The sequence below is a fragment of the Jidongwangia harbinensis genome (assembly GCF_020216025.1).
Lineage (GTDB): Bacteria > Actinomycetota > Actinomycetes > Mycobacteriales > Micromonosporaceae > Actinoplanes > Actinoplanes harbinensis.
In genome coordinates this window covers 90449-112798 of the sequence record NZ_JAIWNC010000037.1, presented here as the reverse complement: position 1 = coordinate 112798, position 22350 = coordinate 90449, and the positions used below count along the sequence as shown (strand labels likewise).

Annotated in this window: 19 protein-coding genes; 11 read left to right on the top strand and 8 right to left on the bottom strand. The window is 71.9% G+C overall.

Annotated features, from left to right (window positions below):
• Positions 1–235 (bottom strand): sigma factor (locus LDL48_RS34070; RefSeq protein ID WP_272493118.1); only part of this gene is annotated, 235 nt, incomplete at its 3' end.
• 209 nt (positions 236–444) lie between these two features.
• Here LDL48_RS34070 and ppgK point away from each other — a divergent pair.
• On the top strand, positions 445–1236 hold the full coding sequence (gene ppgK / locus LDL48_RS34065; protein ID WP_225259248.1) for a polyphosphate--glucose phosphotransferase: 792 nt from the start codon (positions 445–447) through the stop codon (positions 1234–1236).
• A 14-nt stretch (positions 1237–1250) separates the two neighbouring features.
• Positions 1251–1715 carry a PPOX class F420-dependent oxidoreductase gene (locus tag LDL48_RS34060; protein WP_225259247.1) on the top strand — a complete coding sequence of 155 codons (465 nt, stop codon included), beginning with the start codon at positions 1251–1253 and terminating at the stop codon, positions 1713–1715.
• Positions 1716–1729: 14 nt separating this feature from the next.
• On the opposite strand, the gene LDL48_RS34055 is transcribed toward LDL48_RS34060, so the two are convergent.
• Entirely contained in the window at positions 1730–2317 is a 588-nt protein-coding gene (locus LDL48_RS34055) for a hypothetical protein (RefSeq protein WP_225259246.1), read from the bottom strand.
• A 347-nt stretch (positions 2318–2664) separates the two neighbouring features.
• On the opposite strand from LDL48_RS34055, the gene LDL48_RS34050 reads away from it, so the two are divergent.
• The 5 genes from LDL48_RS34050 (at position 2665) to LDL48_RS34030 (ending at position 12015) form a co-directional block, all read left to right on the top strand.
• Positions 2665–4632: an alpha-1,4-glucan--maltose-1-phosphate maltosyltransferase gene (locus tag LDL48_RS34050; protein WP_225259245.1), complete on the top strand. Its 1968-nt coding sequence runs from the start codon at positions 2665–2667 to the stop codon at positions 4630–4632.
• Positions 4633–4666: 34 nt separating this feature from the next.
• A complete protein-coding gene (gene treS, locus LDL48_RS34045) occupies positions 4667–6442 on the top strand; it encodes a maltose alpha-D-glucosyltransferase (RefSeq protein WP_225259244.1) in 1776 nt (591 codons plus the stop codon).
• A complete protein-coding gene (locus LDL48_RS34040) occupies positions 6439–7749 on the top strand; it encodes a maltokinase N-terminal cap-like domain-containing protein (RefSeq protein ID WP_225259243.1) in 1311 nt (436 codons plus the stop codon). Before treS ends, LDL48_RS34040 begins: the two co-directional genes overlap by 4 nt.
• Positions 7750–7768: 19 nt before the next feature.
• The gene (glgB, locus tag LDL48_RS34035; RefSeq protein WP_225259242.1) at positions 7769–9922 is read left to right on the top strand and encodes a 1,4-alpha-glucan branching protein GlgB; all 2154 of its coding nucleotides are present in this window, start codon (positions 7769–7771) and stop codon (positions 9920–9922) included.
• A gap of 101 nt (positions 9923–10023) precedes the next feature.
• Complete coding sequence (locus LDL48_RS34030) at positions 10024–12015, top strand: cellulase family glycosylhydrolase (RefSeq protein ID WP_225259241.1); 1992 nt, start codon at positions 10024–10026, stop codon at positions 12013–12015.
• Between the two features lie 669 nt (positions 12016–12684).
• Here the strand turns inward: LDL48_RS34030 and LDL48_RS34025 are convergent.
• Positions 12685–13341: an FMN-dependent NADH-azoreductase gene (locus LDL48_RS34025; RefSeq protein WP_225259240.1), complete on the bottom strand. Its 657-nt coding sequence runs from the start codon at positions 13339–13341 to the stop codon at positions 12685–12687.
• A gap of 96 nt (positions 13342–13437) precedes the next feature.
• Here LDL48_RS34025 and LDL48_RS34020 point away from each other — a divergent pair, with 96 nt between their 5' ends.
• From LDL48_RS34020 to LDL48_RS34010, 3 genes are all read left to right on the top strand, one after another.
• Positions 13438–13983, top strand: coding sequence for a MarR family winged helix-turn-helix transcriptional regulator (locus LDL48_RS34020; protein ID WP_225259239.1), 546 nt, complete (start codon positions 13438–13440; stop codon positions 13981–13983).
• A gap of 82 nt (positions 13984–14065) precedes the next feature.
• The gene (locus LDL48_RS34015; protein WP_225259238.1) at positions 14066–14824 is read left to right on the top strand and encodes an SGNH/GDSL hydrolase family protein; all 759 of its coding nucleotides are present in this window, start codon (positions 14066–14068) and stop codon (positions 14822–14824) included.
• A 19-nt stretch (positions 14825–14843) separates the two neighbouring features.
• Positions 14844–15203 (top strand): MmcQ/YjbR family DNA-binding protein, encoded by a 360-nt coding sequence (locus LDL48_RS34010; RefSeq protein ID WP_225259237.1) that lies wholly within the window; start codon positions 14844–14846, stop codon positions 15201–15203.
• Here LDL48_RS34010 and LDL48_RS34005 read toward each other — a convergent pair.
• A complete protein-coding gene (locus LDL48_RS34005; RefSeq protein ID WP_225259236.1) occupies positions 15196–15918 on the bottom strand; it encodes a PP2C family protein-serine/threonine phosphatase in 723 nt (240 codons plus the stop codon). The genes LDL48_RS34010 and LDL48_RS34005 overlap by 8 nt on opposite strands.
• Before the next feature lie 61 nt (positions 15919–15979).
• Here LDL48_RS34005 and LDL48_RS34000 point away from each other — a divergent pair, with 61 nt between their 5' ends.
• Entirely contained in the window at positions 15980–16957 is a 978-nt protein-coding gene (locus LDL48_RS34000) for a LuxR C-terminal-related transcriptional regulator (protein WP_372472252.1), read from the top strand.
• A 49-nt stretch (positions 16958–17006) separates the two neighbouring features.
• Here the strand turns inward: LDL48_RS34000 and LDL48_RS33995 are convergent, their stop codons facing one another.
• From LDL48_RS33995 to LDL48_RS33980, 4 genes are all read right to left on the bottom strand, one after another.
• A complete protein-coding gene (locus LDL48_RS33995; protein ID WP_225259235.1) occupies positions 17007–17789 on the bottom strand; it encodes a hypothetical protein in 783 nt (260 codons plus the stop codon).
• Positions 17790–17878: 89 nt separating this feature from the next.
• Positions 17879–19339, bottom strand: coding sequence for a GTPase (locus tag LDL48_RS33990; RefSeq protein WP_225259234.1), 1461 nt, complete (start codon positions 19337–19339; stop codon positions 17879–17881).
• On the bottom strand, positions 19336–21276 hold the full coding sequence (locus tag LDL48_RS33985; protein ID WP_225259233.1) for a dynamin family protein: 1941 nt from the start codon (positions 21274–21276) through the stop codon (positions 19336–19338). Before LDL48_RS33985 ends, LDL48_RS33990 begins: the two co-directional genes overlap by 4 nt.
• 94 nt (positions 21277–21370) lie before the next feature.
• Positions 21371–22234, bottom strand: coding sequence for an IniB N-terminal domain-containing protein (locus LDL48_RS33980; RefSeq protein WP_225259232.1), 864 nt, complete (start codon positions 22232–22234; stop codon positions 21371–21373).
• Positions 22235–22350: the final 116 nt, after the last annotated feature.

Sequence of the window (22350 nt, the reverse complement as noted above, 5' to 3'; positions counted from 1 at the left end):
CGGGGTCGAACTTGTCGACGGCCTTGATGAGTCCGACGGTGGCGGTCTGGACCAGGTCGTCGGTGGGCTCGCCGCGGCCGGAGTAACGGTGGGCGAGGTGGCGGGCCAGCGGCAGCCACGCCTCGATGGCCTTGGCGCGCAGGTCGTGCCGACGGGGGTCGTGGAGCGGCGTTTCGGCCATGGCGGCCAGGAGTTCGCCGGCACCGTCCGTTGCTGTTTCACGCACAGTAGTCATGGGGTTGGTCCTCCATTACGGGCAGAGAGCCGTGCCCGCACGCGGCGACCGTTCGTTCCCTTGAGGCTAACCGAGTAGCTTAGGCCTGACTAGCCGAAAGTATGAGTGAACCCCCAACGTGCTGCAGTCTGAGGGGTGGCGCAACGATTCGACTTCGGCTCCGCGTGGTACAGAGCACTGCAGTGTCCGTACGAAAGACGGGAAACCAGATGGCCATCCTCGGCATCGACATAGGCGGCTCCGGCGTGAAGGGCGCACCGGTGGACACCGTGCGCGGCGAACTGCTCGCCGAGCGGCACCGGGTGCCGACGCCCCAGCCGGCCGACGTGACCGGCGTCGTGGAGGCGGTGGCCGAGGTGGCGGACGCCTTCTCCGGGTACGACCGGATCGGCGTCACGTTCCCCGGTGTGGTGGTGGACGGGGTGACCCGTACCGCCGCCAACGTCGACAAGTCCTGGCTCGACGCGCCCGCCGCGCAGTTGTTCTCCGACCGGCTCGGGCGGCCGGTGTCGGTGCTCAACGACGCGGACGCGGCCGGGGTCGCCGAGGTGGCGTTCGGCGCGGGACGCGAGCAGCCCGGCCTGATCATGATGCTGACGTTCGGTACCGGCATCGGCAGCGCGCTGTTCCTGGACGGCACGCTGATCCCGAACACCGAGTTCGGGCACCTGGAGCTGCACGGCGCGGACGCCGAGCTGCGGGCCGCCGACCGGGCCCGCGAGCAGGAGGAGCTGAGCTGGGAGAAGTGGGCCGACCGGGTGCAGGAGTACCTGCGGCACGTGGAGATGCTGCTGTCGCCGCGCCTGTTCATCGTCGGTGGCGGCGTGAGCAAGAAGTCGGACAAGTTCTTCCCGCTGATCGACATCCGTACCCCGATGGTGCCGGCCACGTTGTTGAACAACGCCGGGATCATCGGCGCCGCGGTCACCGCGGAGCAGGCCGGCGGGCACCCCGGCGCGATCCAGGTGGACGCGGCCGACGCCGGCAGCCGGCCGGACTGACCGGAGGAGAGACCGTGGCCCGGAGCATCGCGACGAACACCCGCGCGGACCGTGCGGAGCTGCTGGAGTTCCTGCGCCCGCGGCACCACGCCATCCTGATGACGACCCGCCGCGACGGGCGCCCGCAGTCCTCGCCGAACACCTGCGGCGTGGACACCGAGGGGCGGATCGTCATCTCCACGTACCCGGAGCGGGCCAAGGTGGCCAACATCCGGCGCCGCCCGCAGGTCTCGGTCTGCGTGCTGTCCGACGAGTGGAACGGCCCGTGGGTGCAGGTGGACGGCACCGCCGAGGTGCTGGACCTGCCGGAGTCGGTGGAGCCGCTGGTCGAGTACTTCCGGGTGATCTCGGGTGAGCACCCGAACTGGGACGAGTACCGGCAGGCCATGCGGGACCAGGGCAAGTCGCTGATCCGGGTGACGATCGACGCCTGGGGCCCGATCGCCACCGGCGGTTTCCCCGCCCGCCTGGCCGACTGACCGCGGCGGGGTCGCTACTGCGGCACGCCGAGATTCTCCGCTGCGCGCTCGACGCCCAGCAGGTAGTAGAGGTCGGCGCGGTGCATGGCGGCGACCGGCTCCAGCAGGTCGGGGTGGCGCAGCAGCGCGGCCGCGGCGCGGTCCCGGGGGTCCGGGGCGGTGAGCCGGCGGAACTCGCTCGGCAGCCCGCCGGGGCGGCGCGGCCGGGGCCGGGGGCGGTCGTCGGCCGGCGGTACCGCGGCGGCCACCGAGTCCACTCCGCGGACGGCCAGCGCCGGGTCGGCCAGCAGGCAGGCGGCCCAGCTGACCACGACCTCGTCGACCCAGGTACGCCAGCCCTCCTCGTCGGCCATCTCGTCGTCGGGTTCGCTGCCGACCCGCCAGTCCAGCACCGCCGAGCCGCCCGGTCCGGCGATCGCCACCAGCGCGGCGTCGATCGGCGTCGGGTAGCGCAGCCAGGCGGCGACCGTGACGGCCTGCCGGGCCTGGAGCTCGGCGAGGGTGAGCGCGACGCTGTCCGCGGTGGCCGGCGGGTACGCCCGGGCCAGCCAGTGCGTGCTCGCGGCGATCACCGGCGACAGCTCGGCGGACGGTCCGGCCACGTGCCACTCCCCTGGGTCGGCGACGGCCCTGGCGGCCGGCGTCACCGCTACTCCTCGGCGGGCGGCGGGGTGGCTTGAGAAGGGTGGCCGCGATGGCACCACATGGCAACCGACGCGCTCCGCCGATCGCAACGGTGCGTCACGGCACGCGAGGCCGGGCCGGCCGCGTTCACCGGCGGCGCGCGGGCCCGCCTGGACGCGCCATCGTCACCCGGCTCCGGTAGGTTTGACGGTGGCGTCGCGGGACAGTTTGCGAACGCTCCACTACGGAAACCTTCCCTTTCGACGGCGGTTGCATTTTCCGGCGCCGCCAGCCCGCCCATGCCAATCTGACTACGGTGGAGATCATGACCGGTCGCTTTCCGATCGAAGACGTCACGCCCTCGGTGTCGTGTGGCCGCTACCCCGCGAAAGCGGTGGTCGGTGAGTTGGTGCCGGTCTCCGCGGTGTCCTATCGCGAAGGACACCACGCCCTCGGCGTGAACGTGGTATGGCAGGGGCCGGACGGCGACGCGCGGCCGTTCACCCGGATGCGGCCCGGCGAGCCGGGGCTGGACCAGTGGCACGCGGTGATCCAGCCGGACCGGGTCGGCCGGTGGACGTTCACCGTGGAGGCGTTCGACGACCCGTACCGGACCTGGCGCGACGCGGTGGTGAAGAAGATCGGCGTCGGACAGGGCCTGGAGGATCTGGCGAACGACCTGGTCGAGGGCGCCGAGCTGCTGGATCTGGCCACCAAGATCGTGCCGGAGCCGGAGCAGGACCGGGTGCGCGAGGCGGCCGCCGCGCTGCGCGACGACCAGCGCTCGCTGTTCGCCCGGGTGTCCCCGGCGCTGGACCTGGAGCGGCTGCTCTGGGACCACCCGGTGCGGCAGCTGGTGACCACCACCCGGTCGTACGCGCTGTGGGTGGACCGTAAGCGCGCGCTCTTCTCCGCCTGGTACGAGTTCTTCCCCCGCTCCGAGGGCGCGGAGATCGGGCCGGAGGCGACGCCGATCACCCACGGCACGTTCGCCACCGCGGCCGAGCGGCTGCCGGCCGTCGCGGCGATGAATTTCGACGTGGTCTACCTGCCGCCGATCCACCCGATCGGCAAGGTCAACCGCAAGGGCCGCAACAACACGCTGGTGGCGCGCCCGGAGGACGTCGGTTCGCCGTGGGCGATCGGGTCGGACGAGGGCGGTCACGACGCGATCCACCCGCAGCTGGGCACGCTGGAGGACTTCCGGGCGTTCGTGGCCCGGGCCGAGGAGCTGGGCCTGGAGATCGCGCTGGATCTGGCGCTGCAGGCTGCACCGGACCACCCGTGGGTCACCTCGCACCCGGAGTGGTTCACCACCCGCGCCGACGGCACCATCGCCTACGCCGAGAACCCGCCCAAGAAGTACCAGGACATCTACCCGCTGAACTGGGACAACGACATGAAGGGCCTGCGCGAGGAGGTCCTCCGCGTGGTCCTGCACTGGGTCGGGCAGGGGGTACGGATCTTCCGGGTGGACAACCCGCACACCAAGGCGCTGAACTTCTGGCAGTGGCTGATCGCCAAGGTGAAGGCGGTCGAGCCGGACGTGCTGTTCCTGGCCGAGGCGTTCACCCGGCCGGCCATGATGAGCGGGCTCGGCAAGATCGGATTCACCCAGTCGTACACGTACTTCACCTGGCGCACCACGGCCCAGGAGATGCGTGAGTACTGCGAGCAGCTGCTCGGCACGCTGGACTGGATGCGGCCGAACTTCTGGCCGAACACGCCGGACATCCTGCCGGAGCACCTGCAGCACGGCGGGCCGCCGATGTTCAAGATCCGTACGGTGCTGGCCAGCATGCTCTCCCCGTCCTGGGGGATGTACTCGGGACTGGAGCTGTTCGAGCACGTGCCGCGGCCCGGCGCCGAGGAGTACATCGACAACGAGAAGTTCGAGCTGAAGCCGCGCGACTACGCGGCGGCCGAGCGCTCCGGGCGCTCGCTGGCGCCGTACATCACCCGGCTCAACCAGATCCGCCGGGACAACCCGGCGCTGCACTGGCTGCGCAACCTCGAGTTCCACGACATCGACAACGGCTCGTTGCTGTGCTGGTCCAAGCGCGACGCGGAGACCGGCAACACCGTCCTGGTGATCTGCTCGTTCGACTCCGGCAACGTGCAGTGGGGCAACACGACGCTGAACATGCCCGCCCTCGGCATGGACTGGCACGAGCGGTTCACGGTGACCGACGCGATCACCGGCGCCTCGTACGAGTGGGGCCAGCACAACGCGGTCCGGATCGACCCGTACGTCGAACCGGCCCACGTGTTCGTGGTGCACCGGCACCTCTGATTGAGAACCTGCGGCCAGGGTAGGTGGACTTCTGATGGACTTGACGAGCGATCTTGATCCGACGGTGGAGCATGATCCCGCGGAGGGCAGCCACGTCGAGGACGGTGTGGTCGAGCACCCCACCGCGGACGACTTCGGCCATGCCCGGTCGCTGCCTGCCGACCGCACCTGGTTCCAGCGTGCCGTCTTCTACGAGGTGCTGGTCCGGGCGTTCTACGACTCGAGTTCCGACGGCTCCGGCGACCTGCGCGGCCTGATCGAACGGCTGGACTACCTGCAGTGGCTGGGCGTCGACTGCCTCTGGCTGCCGCCGTTCTACGACTCCCCGCTGCGCGACGGCGGCTACGACATCCGGGACTTCTACCGGGTGCTGCCCGAGTTCGGCACGGTGGACGACTTCGTGGCGCTGCTCGACGCCGCGCACAAGCGCGGCATCCGGGTGATCACCGACCTGGTCATGAACCACACGTCGGACCAGCACGCCTGGTTCCAGGAGTCCCGCCGCGACCCGGACGGCCCGTACGGCGACTACTACGTGTGGAGCGACACCAGCGACCGGTACCCGGACGCCCGGGTGATCTTCGTCGACACCGAGGAGTCGAACTGGACGTTCGACCCGGTCCGCCGGCAGTTCTACTGGCACCGGTTCTTCTCGCACCAGCCGGACCTGAACTACGACAACCCGGCCGTGCAGGAGGCGATGATCGACGTCCTGCGGTTCTGGCTGGACCTCGGCATCGACGGTTTCCGGCTGGACGCGGTGCCCTATCTCTTCGAGCGGGACGGCACCAACTGCGAGAACCTGCCGGAGACGCACGCGTTCCTGAAGCACTGCCGCAAGGTGATCGACGACGAGTTCCCGGGCCGGGTGCTGCTGGCCGAGGCGAACCAGTGGCCGGCCGACGTGGTGGAGTACTTCGGCGACGCGGACACCGGCGGCGACGAGTGCCACATGGCGTTCCACTTCCCGCTGATGCCGCGCATCTTCATGGCGGTCCGCCGGGAGTCGCGCTTCCCGATCTCGGAGATCCTGGCCCAGACGCCGGCCATTCCGGACATGGCCCAGTGGGGCATCTTCCTGCGCAACCACGACGAGCTGACGCTCGAGATGGTCACCGACGAAGAGCGCGACTACATGTACGCCGAGTACGCCAAGGACCCGCGGATGAAGGCGAACGTCGGCATCCGCCGCCGCCTGGCGCCGCTGCTGGAGAACGACCGGAACCAGATCGAGCTGTTCACCGCGCTGCTGCTCAGCCTGCCCGGCTCGCCGGTGCTGTACTACGGCGACGAGATCGGCATGGGCGACAACATCTGGCTCGGTGACCGCGACGGGGTGCGTACCCCGATGCAGTGGACCCCGGACCGCAACGCCGGCTTCTCCACCGCCAACCCGGGCCGCCTCTACCTGCCCGCCAACCAGGACCCGATCTACGGCTACCAGTCGGTCAACGTGGAGGCGCAGCGGGACAACTCGACGTCGCTGCTCAACTGGACCCGTACCATGCTGGCGGTGCGGCGCCGGCACGAGGCGTTCGCCGTCGGCACGTTCCGCGAACTGGGCGGCTCCAACCCGTCCGTGCTGGCGTTCCTGCGTGAGGACGGCGAGGACGTCGTGCTCTGCGTCAACAACCTGTCCCGCTTCCCGCAACCCATCGAACTGAACCTGCAGCACTGGGCCGGTTACACCCCGGTCGAGCTCACCGGACACGTGAACTTCCCGCGGATCGGCCACCTGCCGTACCTGCTCACGTTGCCGGGCCACGGCTTCTACTGGTTCCAGCTCTGCGGGTCGGAGGAGAAGCAATGACGCTGCCCTACGCCGAATGGCTGCCGCAGCAACGCTGGTACGCCGGGCGCGGCCGGACGCTGGAGTCGGTCAAACCGTCCAGTGTCACCGCGCTCCGCGACGACCTCGAGCTGGTCCTGCTGGACGTCGCGTACACCGACGGCAGCACCGAGCGGTACCAGCTCTTCGTCGCCTGGGACTCCGGCCCGATCGTGGAGTACAGCGCGGTGGCCACGATCGGCACCGACGGCGACCGCACCGGGTACGACGCGCTGTACGACCCGTCCGCGGCCCGGTACCTGCTCGGCCTGATCGACTCCGGTGCGCTGATCGACTCGGTGCGCTTCGAACGGGAACCGGACGTCGCGCTGCCGCTGGACGCGTCGCCGCGCGTGTTCGACGCGGAGCAGAGCAACACCAGCGTGATCTTCGAGCAGGACGCGATCCTGAAGATCTTCCGCCGGGTGGACTGCGGCATCAACCCGGACATCGAACTGAACCGGGTGCTCGGCCGCGCCGGCAACCCGCACGTGGCCCGGCTGCTCGGCTCGTTCGAGACGACGGAGAGCGGCGAGCCGTGCCCGCTCGGCATGGTGACCGCGTACGCGGCCAACTCCGCCGAGGGCTGGGCGATGGCGACCGCGAGCGCCCGGGACCTGTTCGCGGACGCCGAGATGGGCGCCGACGAGGTCGGCGGCGACTTCCAGGGCGAGTCGTACCGGCTGGGTGAGGCCGTGGCCGAGGTACACAAGACGCTGGCCGAGGAGCTGGGCTCCGGGCCGTCGCCGTTCCCGGTGGACGCGGTCGTGGCCCGGCTGGTCAAGTCGGCCGGCGCGGTGCCGGAGCTGCAGCCGTCGGTGCCGGCCATCGAGGAACGCTTCCGCAAGCTCACCGGTGAGCAGATCACCGTCCAGCGGGTGCACGGCGACCTGCATCTCGGTCAGGTGCTGCGCACGCCGTGGGCCTGGCTGCTGATCGACTTCGAGGGCGAGCCGGGTCAGCCGCTGGACGAGCGGCGCCTGCCCGACTCGCCGCTGCGCGACATCGCCGGCGTGCTCCGCTCCTACGAGTACGCCGCCTACCAGCTGCTGGTCGACCAGGACGACGACGAGCATCTCGCCGCCCGGGCCCGGGAGTGGGTGGACCGCAACCGCGACGCGTTCTGCGACGGGTACGCCCATGCGGCCGGTGCCGACCCGCGGGAGCAGGGGCCGCTACTGGCGGCGTACGAGCTGGACAAGGCGGTCTACGAGGCCGCCTACGAATCCCGACACCGGCCCGGATGGCTGCGGATCCCGCTGCGGTCCATCGCCCGGCTCGTCGGCTGACATCCCCCCGGAGGAACCGATGATCGGGCACACCACCTCTGCGTTGGCCGCCGACCAGCGCGCGATGAACAGCGTGATCGCCGGTGACACCCACGATCCGCACGCCATCCTCGGCGCCCACCCGAGCGGCACGAACACCGTCGTCCGGACGCTGCGCAAGGGCGCCAAGGACGTGGCGGTCGTGCACGACGGCGAGCGCACGCCGATGACCCTGGTGCACCAGGACGGCATCTTCGCCGCCGAGCTGTCCGGCACGGTGCTGGACTACCGGATCGACGCCGACGGCACCGAGTACGACGACCCGTACCGCCACCTGCCCACGCTGGGCGAGCTGGACCTGCACCTGATCGGCGAGGGCCGGCACGAACGGCTGTGGACGGTGCTCGGCGCGCAGCCCAAGGGCGACGGCGTGGCGTTCGCGGTGTGGGCGCCGAACGCCCGCGGCGTGCAGGTGATCGGCGACTTCGCCGGCTGGGGCCCGTACGACGGCTGCCCGATGCGCTCGCTGGGTTCCAGCGGGGTCTGGGAGCTGTACGTGCCGGCCGCGCACCTCGGCACCCGGTACAAGTACAAGATCCTCGGGCCGGACGGCGTCTGGCGGGAACACGCCGACCCGCTGGCCCAGCACACCGAGGTGCCGCCGGCCACCGCGTCGGTGGTGTACCGCTCGGAGTACGAGTGGCAGGACGCGGAGTGGATGCGGCAGCGCGCCGGCAAGCAGTGGCACCAGGAGCCGATGACCGCGTACGAGGTGCACCTCGGCTCGTGGCGGCCCGGCCTGTCCTACACCGAGCTGGCCGAGCAGCTGGTCGACTACGTGGTGCAGACCGGGTTCACCCACGTCGAACTGATGCCGGTGATGGAGCACCCGTTCGGCGGTTCCTGGGGCTACCAGGTCACCGGCTACTACGCGCCCACCTCCCGGTTCGGCACGCCGGACGAGTTCCGCCACCTGATCGACAAGCTGCACCAGGCCGGCATCGGGGTGATCTTCGACTGGGTGCCCGCGCACTTCCCCAAGGACGAGTGGGGCCTGGCCCGCTTCGACGGCACCCCGCTGTACGAGCACGGCGACTGGCGGCGCGGCGAACACCCCGACTGGGGTACGTACGTCTTCGACTTCGGCCGCACCGAGGTCCGCAACTTCCTGGTCGCCAACGCGCTGTACTGGTGCGAGGAGTTCCACGCCGACGGCCTGCGGGTGGACGCGGTCGCCTCGATGTTGTACCTGGACTACTCGCGCAAGGACGGCGAGTGGACGCCGAACCAGTACGGCGGCCGGGAGAACCTGGACGCGATCAGCTTCCTGCAGGAGATGAACGCGACCGTCTACAAGAACTACCCCGGCGTGGTCACGGTCGCCGAGGAGTCCACCGCCTGGCCCGGTGTCACCCGCCCCACCCACCTGGGCGGCCTGGGCTTCGGGTTCAAGTGGAACATGGGCTGGATGAACGACACCTTGTCCTACATGGAGAAGGAGCCGATCTACCGGCAGTGGCACCACCACCAGATGACCTTCGCCACGGTGTACGCGTGGAGCGAGAACTACATCCTGCCGATCAGCCACGACGAGGTGGTGCACGGCAAGGGCTCGCTGACCGGCAAGATGCCCGGTGACCGGTGGCAGAAGCTGGCCAACACCCGGGCGCTGCTGGGCTTCATGTGGTCGTTCACCGGCAAGCAGCTGATCTTCATGGGCGCCGAGATGGGCGACGAACGGGAGTGGAGCGAGGAACGCGGGCTGGACTGGGACCTGCTGGCCGACGAGCGCGGCGGGGGCGGCGTCCACCGCCTGGTCCAGGACCTGAACCGGGTCTACAAGGAGACGCCGGCGCTGTGGACCCAGGACACCGCGAGCAACGGCTTCCGGTGGATCACGTCCGAGGACTCGCAGCACAACACGTTCTCGTTCCTCCGCTTCGCCCCCAACGGTGACGCCCTGGCCTGCGTGGTCAACTTCGCGGCGGTCCCGCACGAGGACTACCGCATCGGCCTGCCGCGCGCCGGTCGCTGGCGCGAGGTGATCAACACCGACAGCGAGCTGTACGGCGGTTCCGGCGTCGGCAACCTCGGCGAGGTGCACGCCGAGGACGTCCCGTGGCACGGCCTCAACGCCTCGGCCTCGCTCCGGGTGCCGCCGCTGGGCGCGGTCTGGCTGCGTTACGAGCCCTGATCCGCGCCTACTTAACCGAGCTGTGCTCGTTGACATCGACGTTGGTCTAACTCTAGCGTGGCGGCTTAACCGGTTCACCTCACCCGCCCGGAGGCCCGTCCATGGGCAGACGTCTGCTTGCCGTTCTCGCCGCCGTGGCCACGGTGCTGGGCTCCGCCACGCCGGTCGTCGCCGCGCCGGTCGTCGCCGCGCCGGAACGGCCCACCCCCGGCTTCGTCATCCGCCAGGGCGACCGGCTGGTCCTCGACGGCGTTCCGTTCCGGTTCGGCGGCACCAACAACTACTACCTGTTCTACAAGAGCCGGGCGATGGTGGACGACGTGTTCGCCGACGCCCGGGCCGCCGGATTCACCGTCATGCGCACCTGGGGATTCGGCGCCATCGGCACGCCCGGCGGCGACGACTCGGTCGCGGACGCCCCGGACGGCGTCTACTTCCAGTACTGGGACGGCACCAAGCCGGCGATCAACGACGGCCCGGACGGCCTGGAACGCCTCGACTACGTGATCGCCGCGGCGAAGGCGGCCGGCCAGAAGCTGGTGCTGCCGCTGACCAACAACTGGTCCGACTTCGGCGGCATCGACCAGTACGTACGCTGGCGTGGCGCGGACCACCACGACGACTTCTACACCGACCCGGTGATCCGGGGCTGGTACCGCGACTACCTCGCGCACGTGTTGAACCGCACCAACACGATCACCGGGGTCAAGTACAAGGACGATCCCACGATCATGACGTGGGAGCTGGGCAACGAGCCCCGGTGCAAGGGCTCCGGGATCTACCCGCAGAGCCCCGACTGCACTCCCGAGACGATCACCGCCTGGGCCGACGAGATGTCCACGTACCTCAAGTCGATCGACCGCAGGCACCTGGTCAGCGTCGGCGACGAAGGCTTCTTCTGCGACGGCCCGAACAGCCCCGACTGGATCGACAACTGCGGCGAGGGCGTCGACACGGTCGCGCTCACCCGGCTGCCGTCGATCGACGTGATGTCGTACCACCTGTATCCCGATGGCTGGGGCAACCGGACCGCGCAGTGGGGTGCGGATTGGATCGAGCGGCACAACCGGGAGGCGAAGCTGGCCGGCAAGCCCGCCATGCTCGGCGAGTTCGGGTGGCGCGACAGGAACACCCGCAACCCGGTGTACCGGCAGTGGACCGAGGCGTTCATCCGTACCGGCGGAAGCGGTTTCCTGTATTGGATCCTCTCCGGCGTGCAGGACGACGGCACGTTGTACCCCGACTACGACGGGTTCACCGTGTACTGCCCGAGCCCGGTGTGCACCACCATCTCCAACGCCGCCCGGGAGATCCGCTCCGGGCAGCGTGCCACCGCCCCGGTCGCCGACCACGACACCGCGGTCACCGACTTCGGCACCCCCGCGACGCTGCGGCCCGCCGCCAACGACATCGCCTACCGCACCACGGTACGGCCGGACAGCATCGACCTGGACCCGGCGGCGTCCGGCATCCAGCGCAGCCGCACGGTCACCGCCGGGACCTTCGCCGTGGTCCCCGACGGCACCCTCACCTTCACCCCCACCGAAGGGTTCGCCGGCCGCGCCACCGTCGACTACACCGTCCTGGACCAGGCCGGCCGCCGCTCCAACGTGGCCACGGTGACCGTCACGGTGAAACCCGACCCGGCCGGTGTGCAGGTGCTGGCGTCGTTCGAGGACGGCACGGACGGCTGGGCGTCCGCGTCCTGGCAGCCCAACGGCGGCACGGTGACCCAGACCGGGGAGTTCGCCACCCACGGTACGCACGGGCTCCGGGTCGCCGCCGCGGACGGCGGCTGGTTCGGCATGACGTTCGCCGAACCGGTCGACCTGTCCCAGCGGATCGCCCTGAAGTACGACCTGCGGACCAGCGCCACGGCCGGCACGAACGTGGCGATCGCGGTGCAGACCGGACCGGAGCTGACGTGGTGCCAGTCCACGTTCAGCTGGGTCAACCAGGACAGCACCACGACGGCCACGATCGACCTGCTGTCCGCGATGTCCTGCGACGGCGCGGCGCTGGCCGACGTCCGCCAGCTGTACATCTACGTCAATCCCGGCGCCCACGACCTGGACCACGTGCGGGTGGAGTGACGCCGCCGGCCCACCGTGGTCCGGTATGCGACTTTCGGGCGGCAGATCTTGGAGGCCCGGTCAGATCTTGGAGGCTGGGCGAGATCTTGGAGGCGGAGACGAATCTTGGAGCGCCATGGCCCCCATAGGGGCGTTGCGGCTCCAAGATTCGTGTGGGCCTCCAAGATCTCGCCGGAATAAGACCGCATACCGGGCAAAGCCGCCCGCCGGGCAGGGCCGGGAGCCCGGGCAAAGCCGCATACCGGGAAGGCCGAGAGCCGGGGCAAGGCCGCCACCGCGAGGGCCGAGAGCCGGGGCAAGGCCCCATTTCAGACATGTCGGGGTCGCCGATCCGTCAAACCCGCCGCATCCCAGAGGAGTAGCCCGCCCGCCGGAAGCCGTTTAACCGACGGAAGCCGTTCCAGCCGCCTGAACCCGGCACCACCGCCCGGACGGTCACCCGTTTCGGACCAGATTCGTCGGAGCCTCCAAGATGTGCCGGGTCAGCGGCGAACATCTCGTGCATTTCCGACCCGGCGGAGTGGGTCGGCCACCTTCGCGCCACCTCACCCGGCGCGACCAGGGCGACGATCGAGGTCGGATCACGCCCGGCGTCCGGGTTCAGCAGGCGCCGGGGCTCCGGTTCCTCCCGCGCAGGGCGATGGTGAGCCGACGCCGGCCGCCGGTCTCTCAGGGGGCCGCCGTCAGCACGCTCCGGGCCAGCAACTCCCCGTGCCGACCGGCCGAGGCGTGGCCGGCGTCCAGGAGCTGCCGGGCCAGGTCGCGCAGGTCGGCCATCGCCGGGGTGGACTCGGCGAGGGTCAGTTCCACCTCGCTGACGTGCAGGTCCAGGCCGAAGAGGTCGCCGAAGATCCGCCGGTAGTACGGCGTCGCATGGTCCCAGCCCTCCTTCGGCGTGCCCGGGCCGTAGCCGCCGCCGCGGGTCACCACGAGCGCCGCCGGCCGGCCACGCATCGGCTGTTCGCCGGGGCGCAGGCGCGGGTCGGTGAGCAGCACGTCGAGCCAGGACTTGACGTGCTGGGACACCCCCCAGTTGTAGAGCGGCACCGCGAACAGGTAGGCGTCCGCGGCCAGCAGGTCGTCGGCCAGCGACGCGGCCCGTGCCACGGCGTCGGCGTGTTCGGGGGTGCGCTGGTCCGGCGGGGTGAACGCGCCGGCCAGTGCCGCGGTCCAGGTCTCCGTGCTCACCGGCGTGGCGGCCAGGTCGAGCCGGGTCACGGTGCCGTCGGGGTGGCTGCGGGCCCACGCCGCCTCGGCGGTGTCGGCGACGGCGCGGCTGACGGACTGGTCGCCGCGGATGCTGGCATCGAGTCGGTAGAGGTTCATGACTTCATCGTGCGCGCAGATGATTTGCAGTGCAACACGTTGTGCCTCAGATCATTGGTTAGACATCACGTTTGTCGGCTCGACTACTATGCGGGTATGCCGCGCCGGCCCGCCCGTTCCCAGCCCGTCGCGTCCGCGCCGCCGGACGTCCAGCCGGCCGCCGGCCTGCTCAAGGACGACTTCGCGTGGGCCCTCGGGGTGATCCTCCGGCGCTACCTGCGAGCGGTGGACGACATCATCTCGGACATTCCGGGCGGTCCGCGGGGCTGGCTGGTCGTCGCCAACGCGAGTCAGGACCTGGCCGCCAACCAGGTCGTGATGGCCGCGCAGCTGGGCATCGACCGCAGCGTCCTGACGTACCTCATCGACGATCTGGAGACCGCCGGCCTGGTGGCCCGTCAGCTCGACCCGGCCGACCGCCGGAACCGGCGGGTGGTCGCCACCGACGCGGGCCTGGCGCTCTGGAAGGAGCGCCGGGAGAAGATGCTGCGGGTCGAGGACGAGATCCTGGCCACGCTCGGCGACCGCGGGCCGGAGTTCAAGGAACTGCTCCAGCGGGTCGCCGTCTTCGCCGACCGGCTCGACCCCACCCGCAATCCCTGCGAGGCCGTGACCGGGCTCACCGACGACCCGACCTGCTGAGCGCCGTTCCGGGTGCGCGAAAACCCCCTCGGACGGGGCAAGATACCGGTGGGTAGCTTGCGGCGCGGACGGAGGACGGGGCATGCGGTACGTGGCGATCGGGGACAGTTTCACCGAGGGGGTCGGCGACGAACTCCCGGACGGCACGGTGCGCGGCTGGGCCGACCTGGTGGCCGCGGGGCTGGCCGGCGCGCTGGGCGACGGGGTGCGGTATGCGAACCTGGCCGTCCGGGGCCGCCTGCTCGAACCGATCGTGACCGAGCAGCTGGAGCGTGCGCTGGCCCTGACGCCGGCGCCCACGATGATCACGCTGAACGGCGGCGGCAACGACATGCTGCGGCCCGGCGGTGACACCGGCCGCCTGGTCGCGCTGACCGAGCGGGCGGTCCGGCGCTGCGCCGAGGCGGGCGTACGGCTCGTGCTGCTCAGCGGCGCCGACCCGTCCGCGCGGCTGCCGCTCGGCGGCGTCATGCGCCGGCGGGGCACGGCACTCGGCGCGGCCGTCGGAAAACTCGCCGCGCGGCACGATCTCACGTTCGTCGACGTCTTCGGCGACGCCGAGATCCGCCGGGCCGGCTACTGGTCGCCGGACCGGCTGCACCTCAACGCGGCGGGGCACCGGCGGGTGGCCGGCCTGGTGCTGACCGCGCTCGGGCACGCCACCGCCGCGCACGTGGTCGACCCGGGACCCGCGGAGAGCCGCCGGGTGCTGGCCGAGGCGCGGTACTACCGCGAGCACGTGCTGCCGTGGCTGCACCGGCGGGTCCGGGGCCGCTCGTCCGGCGACGGGCGGACCGGCAAGTTCGTCGACTGGGTCCCGGTCGACGCCACGGCCCCCTGACACCGGGCAGAATATCCGCGTGGACCTTGCCCGCCTGCGTACCGTCTGCCTGGCGTTCCCCGAGGTGACCGAGCGGCTCAGCCACGGGACCCCGGCCTGGTTCGTCCGCGACAAGAAGATGTTCGTGATGGTGTGGGACTCCGGCCATCACGATCTCGCGTTCGCGCACCTGTGGTGCGCGGCGCCGCCGGGCGCGCAGGAGGAACTCGTCGCGGCCGGCCCGGACCGGTTCTTCCGGCCGCCGTACGTGGGGCACCGGGGCTGGCTCGGCGTCCGGCTGGACCGCGACCCGGACTGGGCCGAGATCGCCGAGCTGTGCCAGGACGCGTACCGGACCGTGGCGCCGGCGACCCTGGTGCGCCGGCTCGACCTCAGTTGAGGCTGACCACGTCCGCGACGATCACCGTGACGTTGTCCGGTGCGCCGGCCTCCAGCGTGCGGTGGACCAGTTCGGCCGCGCAGGTCTTGCGGTCGGTGCAGTTCCGCAACGTCTCGGCGATCACGTCGTCGGCCACGTAGTCGGTGAGGCCGTCGCTGCACAGCAGGAAACGGTCGCCCACGTGGACCGGGATCATCCGGCCGGCCGGACGGAACGGGCCACCCTGCACGGCCTGGGTGACCAGTGCGCGCTGCGGGTGCCGGCGGGCGTCGTCCGGGGTGAGCACGCCCTGGTCGACCAGTGCCTGGACGTACGTGTCGTCGCGGGTCAGCTGGGTCAGCTCGCCGTCGCGGATCAGGTAGCACCGGGAGTCGCCCACGTTCAAGGCGGCGACCCGGTCACCGGCCAGCATCAGTGCGGTGACCGTCGTACCCATGCCGTCGCGGGCGTCGTCGTCCGCCACCGCGGCCTCGATCCGCCCGTTGGCCGTCTCCAGCGCCGCGATCAGGTCCTGCAACGGCTCGCCGCCGTCCGGCATCTCGTCCACCACGGCCAGCGCCCGGACCAGGATGTCGCTGGCCAGCTCGCCGGCGGGCAGGCCGCCCATGCCGTCGGCGACCACGAACAACCGGTTGCCCACGAAGACCGCGTCCTCGTTGTTGGACCGCACCAGGCCCTGATCGGTGGCGGCGACCGCGCGGACAGCAAGCGTCATGACACCAGATTGCCAAGAACCTGCCCGGCTGTCTCTAGTACCTACTACGTAGTGTTGGGTGGTGATGCCGGTGCCGATGGTGGGACGCGCCGCCGCACTCGAGGAGTTGCGGCGGGCCTGGACGCGTGTCCAGCACACCGGGCGGGCCGTGCCCGCCGTGGTCACCGGCCTGCCGGGGACCGGAAAGACCACGCTCGCGGCGGCCGCACTGCAGGCCATCGACCCGGACCGGGTGGTGCGCGGCTCGGCCCGGCTGCACACCCCCGCACCCTACGACTGGCTGGCCGCCGCGCTGGCCGGCCGCGACGTCACCGGATTGCCGGTGCCCCGGGACGCCCTGTCCTGGCTGGCGCAGGACCCGGATGTCCCCCGGGAGCGGTACACCCCGGAGGCGCTGCTGCGGATCGCCGTCGCGACCGTACGGGCGCTGGTGGACTGTGGCCCGGCCGTCCTCGTGGTGGAGGACCTGCACGCGCTGGACCCGGCGAGCCTGACCCTGATCGCCGAGCTGGCCGGCGCGGACGTCCCGGCGCTGCTGCTGGTCACCAGCCAGCCGCCGGACGCGGCGGTGTCCCCGCTGCTCACCTCGCGCACCCTGGCCCGGTTGTCCGGCGCGCCCGGCGCGGTGCGCCAGCATCTGGGCTCGCTCGACGCCGAGCAGGTGCGGCAGGTGCTCAGTCAGGTGTACGCGGACCACGAGGTGACGCCCCGGATGGCCGCCTCGGTGTGGCGCCGCACCGGCGGGAACCCCTACCGGCTCAGCGAACTGATCGCGGTCGAGGGCAGCGGCGGGCCGGGTGCGCTGGCCGGCGAGCCCGGCGACGCCCCGGCCACCGATCTGACGGCGCGCGAGCGGGAGGTGCTCGGCTGCCTGGTCGAGGGCATGTCGAACAAGCAGATCGCGGCGGCGCTGGGCATCTCGGTGCGGACCGTGACCGTGCACGTGTCCAATCTGCTGCGCAAGACCGGCGCGCCGTCGCGGACCGCGGTGGCGTTGTGGGCGGTGCAGCGCAACATCACCGAGGGCGCGGCGAGCTGAACCGGCGGCCCGCCGTACGGGCCGGCCGCCGGGCCGGAAGCGCCGTGGGTCAGCAGCCGACGCGCTCGGTGGCGAGCGCGATGTCGTCGATCCGGAGGCTGAACCGTTCGGGCGTGGTGCCGCCCTGGTACAGCTGCCAGCCGATCTTGACGGTGTCCACGGTGGGCAGGACGAACGGCACGTCGTTGCCGCCGTGCGCGTTCTCGGAGGCGGTGAGCACCGCTCCGGCGCCGCCGTCGAACCAGGTGGTCACGGTGTTGGTGGCCGGGTCGAGCCGCCACTCCACGCACTGCCAGCGGTCCTCGGTGGTCGGTGCCTCTTCGGTCCAGGCGGTCCAGTCACCGGTCGGGCCGCCGTCCGCGCCGATGCCCCAGAGCGAGCGGTCCAGGGTCGGCACGTACTGGCCGCCGACCGGCCGGACGATCTCCGCACTGCTCGACCCGGTGGCCTCGACCAGCGTGAAGTGAGCCCAGTCCGGCGCCGTGGGGAACGCGTCGACCCGCAGCCGCATCCGCCCGTAGAACCCGGTCGGCGGGACGGTGAGATCGTCCGCGCGCAGGAACGCGCGCCCGTTGTCGCGGGTGGTGATGTGCAGCTGCTTGCCGCCGCGGCGGGCCGGCTCGACGGCGAGCGTGCCGTTGCGGGTGTCCACTCCCCAGCGCAGCGTGCTGGGGCCGCCGGTGGGCAGGCGGTCGAAGTCCTCACAGAACAGCACGCCGGGCACGCGGCAGCCGCCCGGCCCGGCAGCCGCGTGCCCGGCGGCGTTGCCCCCGGCGACCAGGGTCAGGGACAGCGCGGCCAGGGCGGTGAGCAGACGGGTGGTGGTTCTCATGAAGTCCTCCGCATTGATGCACGTCAGTAGATGGGAGCGCTCCCATATTGGCAGACGGGTATCCTCGGGAACAGCCCGGCGGTACCGGGTCAGCCGAGTTGCTGCAGGATCGCCTCGCAGCTGCGCAGCACCACCTGCGCCGTGCGGCGCTCCCGGGTCGGCCGCCCCGGCTCCTGCGACTCCCGCCGCCAGCGCTCGGCGGCCGCCGCGGCCCGCGCCCACAGCTCCTCCGGCGGGGCCTCGGCCGGCAGCCCGAGCCGCTCGGACATGCTCGCCCCGGATCCACCGGCGAGGCGGCGCGCCTCCACCGCCATCTCGGCCGGCAACCCGGCCCGGCGGGTCCGCAGCGCGGCCAGCAGGCGCAGCTCGGCGAACTCGTGCGCCTCGCTCACCACCTGCTCGACCTCGGTCAGCAGGTAACCGGACTGCGGGCGCGGTTCCCGGTGGGCCAGCTGCTCGATCGCGGACAGCGCGACGCGCGCCTTCAGCACGCTGCGCCGCGCGGAGAACAGGTCGGCCACCACGGACTGCAGCTCGGCCAGGCCGCTGTGCCGCAGCAGCGCCTCGGCGAGCGCGCGCGGGTCCTGCGCCCCGGACCGGACCAGGGTGGTCGCCAGCCGGACGCCGGTCAGGCCGAACCGGTCCAGCAGCCGTTCCCGCCAGGCCGGATCCAGCGGGACCGCGTCGGCGGACCGGAAGCGGTCCACCGACAGCAGGTGCGGCTCCAGGTCGGTGCGGGACTGCACGGCCAGCGCGGCGAGCGCGTCGTACTCGTCCTGGCGCAGCGCGCGGGCGGCGTACCCGATCAGGCCGGACACCGCCACCACGTCCTGGCAGATCAGCGTCAGGTCGGGCTCGCGCCGCCGCCGGCGGGCGATCTGCTTGGCCGCCAGCAGCGCGTCCACCCGGCCCCCGGCGGTCTCGTCCGCCCGGGACAGCACGACCACGACGTGCAGGGGCAGCGCCGTCGCGGCCCAGCCGCCCCGGACCGGCGGCATCCGGCGCAGGTCGGCGGCCGACAGGGTACGGCTGAGGAACAGCACCGCGTCCGCGTCCTGCCAGATCCCGGCGGCCGTCTCCCAGCCCGCGTCGGCCGGCGGCAGGCCCGGGGTGTCCAGCAGATGGGTGTGCCGCAGCGACCGGCTCGGCCACTCCAGGAGCACCTGGTGGATCGCCTCGGCCCCGGAGGCGTACATCGCGGACGGTCCGGCCAGCCGCAGGCCGCGGTCGGCGCGGTGCAGCGGCAGCTCGTACGGATCGCCGTACCACGGGCTGACCTGGGCGCGCGGCTGCGGGCCGTCCACATACCAGGTCAGGTGCCCGGCGGCCTGCTCGGACGCGACCGGGGCGACGCTCTCCCCCACCAGCGCGTTGACCAGGGTGGACTTGCCGGTGCCGGGCGGCCCGGTGACGGCCAGCCGGAGCGGCCCGTCCAGCCGGACCAGGTGCTGGTGCAGCCACTCCTGGGCCGGCCCGTTGTCGTGGTAGATGCGGACCGCCTCGACGAGCAGGTCGTGCACCCGGTCGGCCAGCCGGTCGCCGGAGGTCACCCCGGCCCGATCCCGGTGGCCGCGATCGCCGGGCTGTGCCGCCCGGTCAGCGCCTGGGCCTGCGTGTAGAGGCCGGAGAGCTGGTTCAGCTCGTGCTCGATCCGCCGGGCGCGCTGGGCCCGCTCGGCCAGGTCGCGGTCCGCGGCGGCCTTGGCGGACCGCAGCGACTCCATGATCGCCTCGTGGATGTCCTCGGTGACGCCGCTGTAGTGGTCGCGCAGCGTGCGCTGCAGCCGGCGGACCGAATCCTTGGCGTCCTTGGCCAGGCCGATGAAGATCTGGTCGACGTGGCGCTGCACGGCCAGCTTCGCGGTGGCCTGGCGGCGCTTGAGCAGCGACTTGCCCTCCTCGCGGATGGTCCGGCCGCCCATCAGGGCACCGCCGCCGATGGAGAGCGGGTTGATCAGCGACATGCCGGCCATGCTGGTGGCCAGCCCGACCATCAGGATGCCGCCGTACGAGCCGCGCAGGCCGGTGAACAGCTTCTGGGTGGTGGTGAACTTCTCCACCGTGGGCGGGGTGAGGCCGCCGGACCGGTCCGGCACCTCGTCGACCGGCACCGACGCCCACGCGGGCAGCACCTGGTCGCCGTACTCGGGGAACTGCTCGGCCACCCGGTGGGCCAGCCACTCGGAGCGCTCGGCGAGCCAGGCGAAGCTGGACTCGGCCGCCTCCTGCACCGCCTGCCGCAGCCAGGGCTCGAACTCGTCCCAGGACCGCGCCGGGTCCAGCGTGTCGAGCGTCGCCTCCGCCTCGGTGAGCACCGCACGGGTGCGTTCCCGCAGGTCCTGTTCGATGTCGGAGAGCAGGTCGCCGGATTCGTCGGCCAGGCAGTTCTGCCAGCGGGTGGTGATCCGCCGGAGGTCCTCGAGCCGGCGCTGCGCCTCGTGCAGCTGGGCCACCGCGTCCGACGGTTCGGCGCTGCGCAGCAGATCGGCGCGCAGCGGGGTGGCGACCCGCTCGACCGCGAGCCGGCCCAGCAGGGCCACCGTGTTGCGGGCCAGCTCGTCCTGCTTGGTGGCGACCGTGTGCTGCAGGTGCGCGATCAGGTGCGGGTAGCCGGACTCGTCGTTCAGCGGGCCGCTGCCGGAACGCACGGCGTGCTGGCGCAGCGTGCTGGAGACGGCGATGACGGTCGCCGGCACCCCGGCCTCGGTCAACCGGTCCCGGGTCTGTGCCAGGGCGTCCCGCCAGCGCGGGGCCACATCGGTCTTGGTGAGCGCGACCAGCACGTGCGGGTACAGCCGGGAGAGGTCGGCGAGGACGTCGAGTTCCGCGTCCGTCACGTCCCGGGTGGACTCGCAGGCGAACAGCACCAGGTCGGCGCGGGCGTAGGTGACGAGCCCGCGCAGGTCGGCCACCGCGCCGGGGCTCTGCTCCGGCAGATCGGTCAGCGGCGGCGTGTCGATCAGCACCAGCCCCTCGGCGAGCAGCGCCCGGGGCACCTCCACCTCGGCGTGCAGCAGCGCGGTGACGCCGGCCGGCTGGGCCAGCACGGCCTCCGTGACCGCGTCGGTGAGACCCTCGGTACGCAACGGGATGCGGTCCCGCGGGCCGGCCGGCGCGGTCCACGGCGTGGTCGGCCCGGCCCGGGTCACCAGGTGTGCGGCCGGTGCCTCGCCGTGCCGGACCACGGTCGCCACGCTGGTCCGGGAGGTGTCCGAGACCGGGCACACCGGCGCGTTGATCAGCGAGTTGACCAGGTGACTCTTGCCCTGACCGGCGGCACCGGCGACGAGCACCCGCAACTGCGGATGGAGCAGCTGGGTGCGCCGGCCGGACAGCCACTCCTGCAGCTCGGCCCGGCCGTGCGCGGCGCACCGCTGGATCGTCGCGTCGAGGACCTCCAGCCAGCGCGGGGCCGCGGTGGACTGCAGCTCACCGCGGCCGTCGGGCGGCACCGGCGAGGTGGGGGCCACCGATGACGTAGCCCCCACCTCCCAGTGCTGCATCGTCCCGCCCGTCCTGCTCGTCCGAACTCGTGCCCTGCGTCGGACCGTTACCGCCCGGCTCCGGCGCGACCGGGCGCGCTCAGAACAGCAGGTCGGTGACAGCCCCGTGGTTGTCCACCTCGGTCTCCCGCTCCGGGCGGAGCCCGAGGCCGTCGACCAGGCCGGTCGCGGTCGACGTGACATCGCCGGCGACGTCGAGGGCGCCACCCACCGGATCGGCCGTGACACCGTCGAGCGTGTCGGAATCGGTCACCGTACCGACGACGGAAGAGACTGCCGGGTCGAGGTGGGCCACGTCAAGGTCCACGACGTCGGACAGCCCGGCCGAACCCGCCACATCGGTCACCACGCGCGAGGTGACGTCCAGCGTGGCGCCGGCATCGATACCGGTGGACGCGACCAGGCCGTCGCCGTCCGTGACGACCGTGGACACCACACTGGTGGCGGTGGACACGCCCGCGTCCAGGCCGAGGCCCGGGTCGTGCACCGCGGACAGCGAGTCGTCGGCCGGGGTGTAGGCCGGCGACTGCACCGTGACGGCGTGCTCCAGGCCGGCACCCACCACCGGGGCACCGGGCAGCAGGCCGTCGCTGGTCACCATGACCGCGCCGGCGGTGGCCGCGGTCAGGTCGGCGGCCGGGTGGCCACCGGTGGAGAGGTGGGCGGTGACCGCCTGCAGGTGGGTGACGGCGCCGGTGACGTCCAGGTCGGCCACGCCGCTGGTCACCTCCGTCACGCCGAGCGACCCGACGACCGAGCCGACCTCGGCGAGCGGCGCGAAGTCGACGACGAGCGGGATGACCTCCTGCACGTCCGCGGCGGTGACGTCACCGAGCCCGGCACTCTCCAGCACGCCCTGCGGGTCCAGCTCGAAGGCGTTGCGGGCCAGCGGGTCGTAGATCAGGTTGAGGACGAAATCCTGCAACGTGGGGGAGGAATCCATTGTGGGGTGCTCCTGTGATTGTGGTCGGTTCGGCGGCTGCCGGGAGGGCCGTACCCGGCAGCCGCGGTCGAAGGAGCCGGATCGTCACCCGGCGAGTCCTCACGGTAGGGATCGGA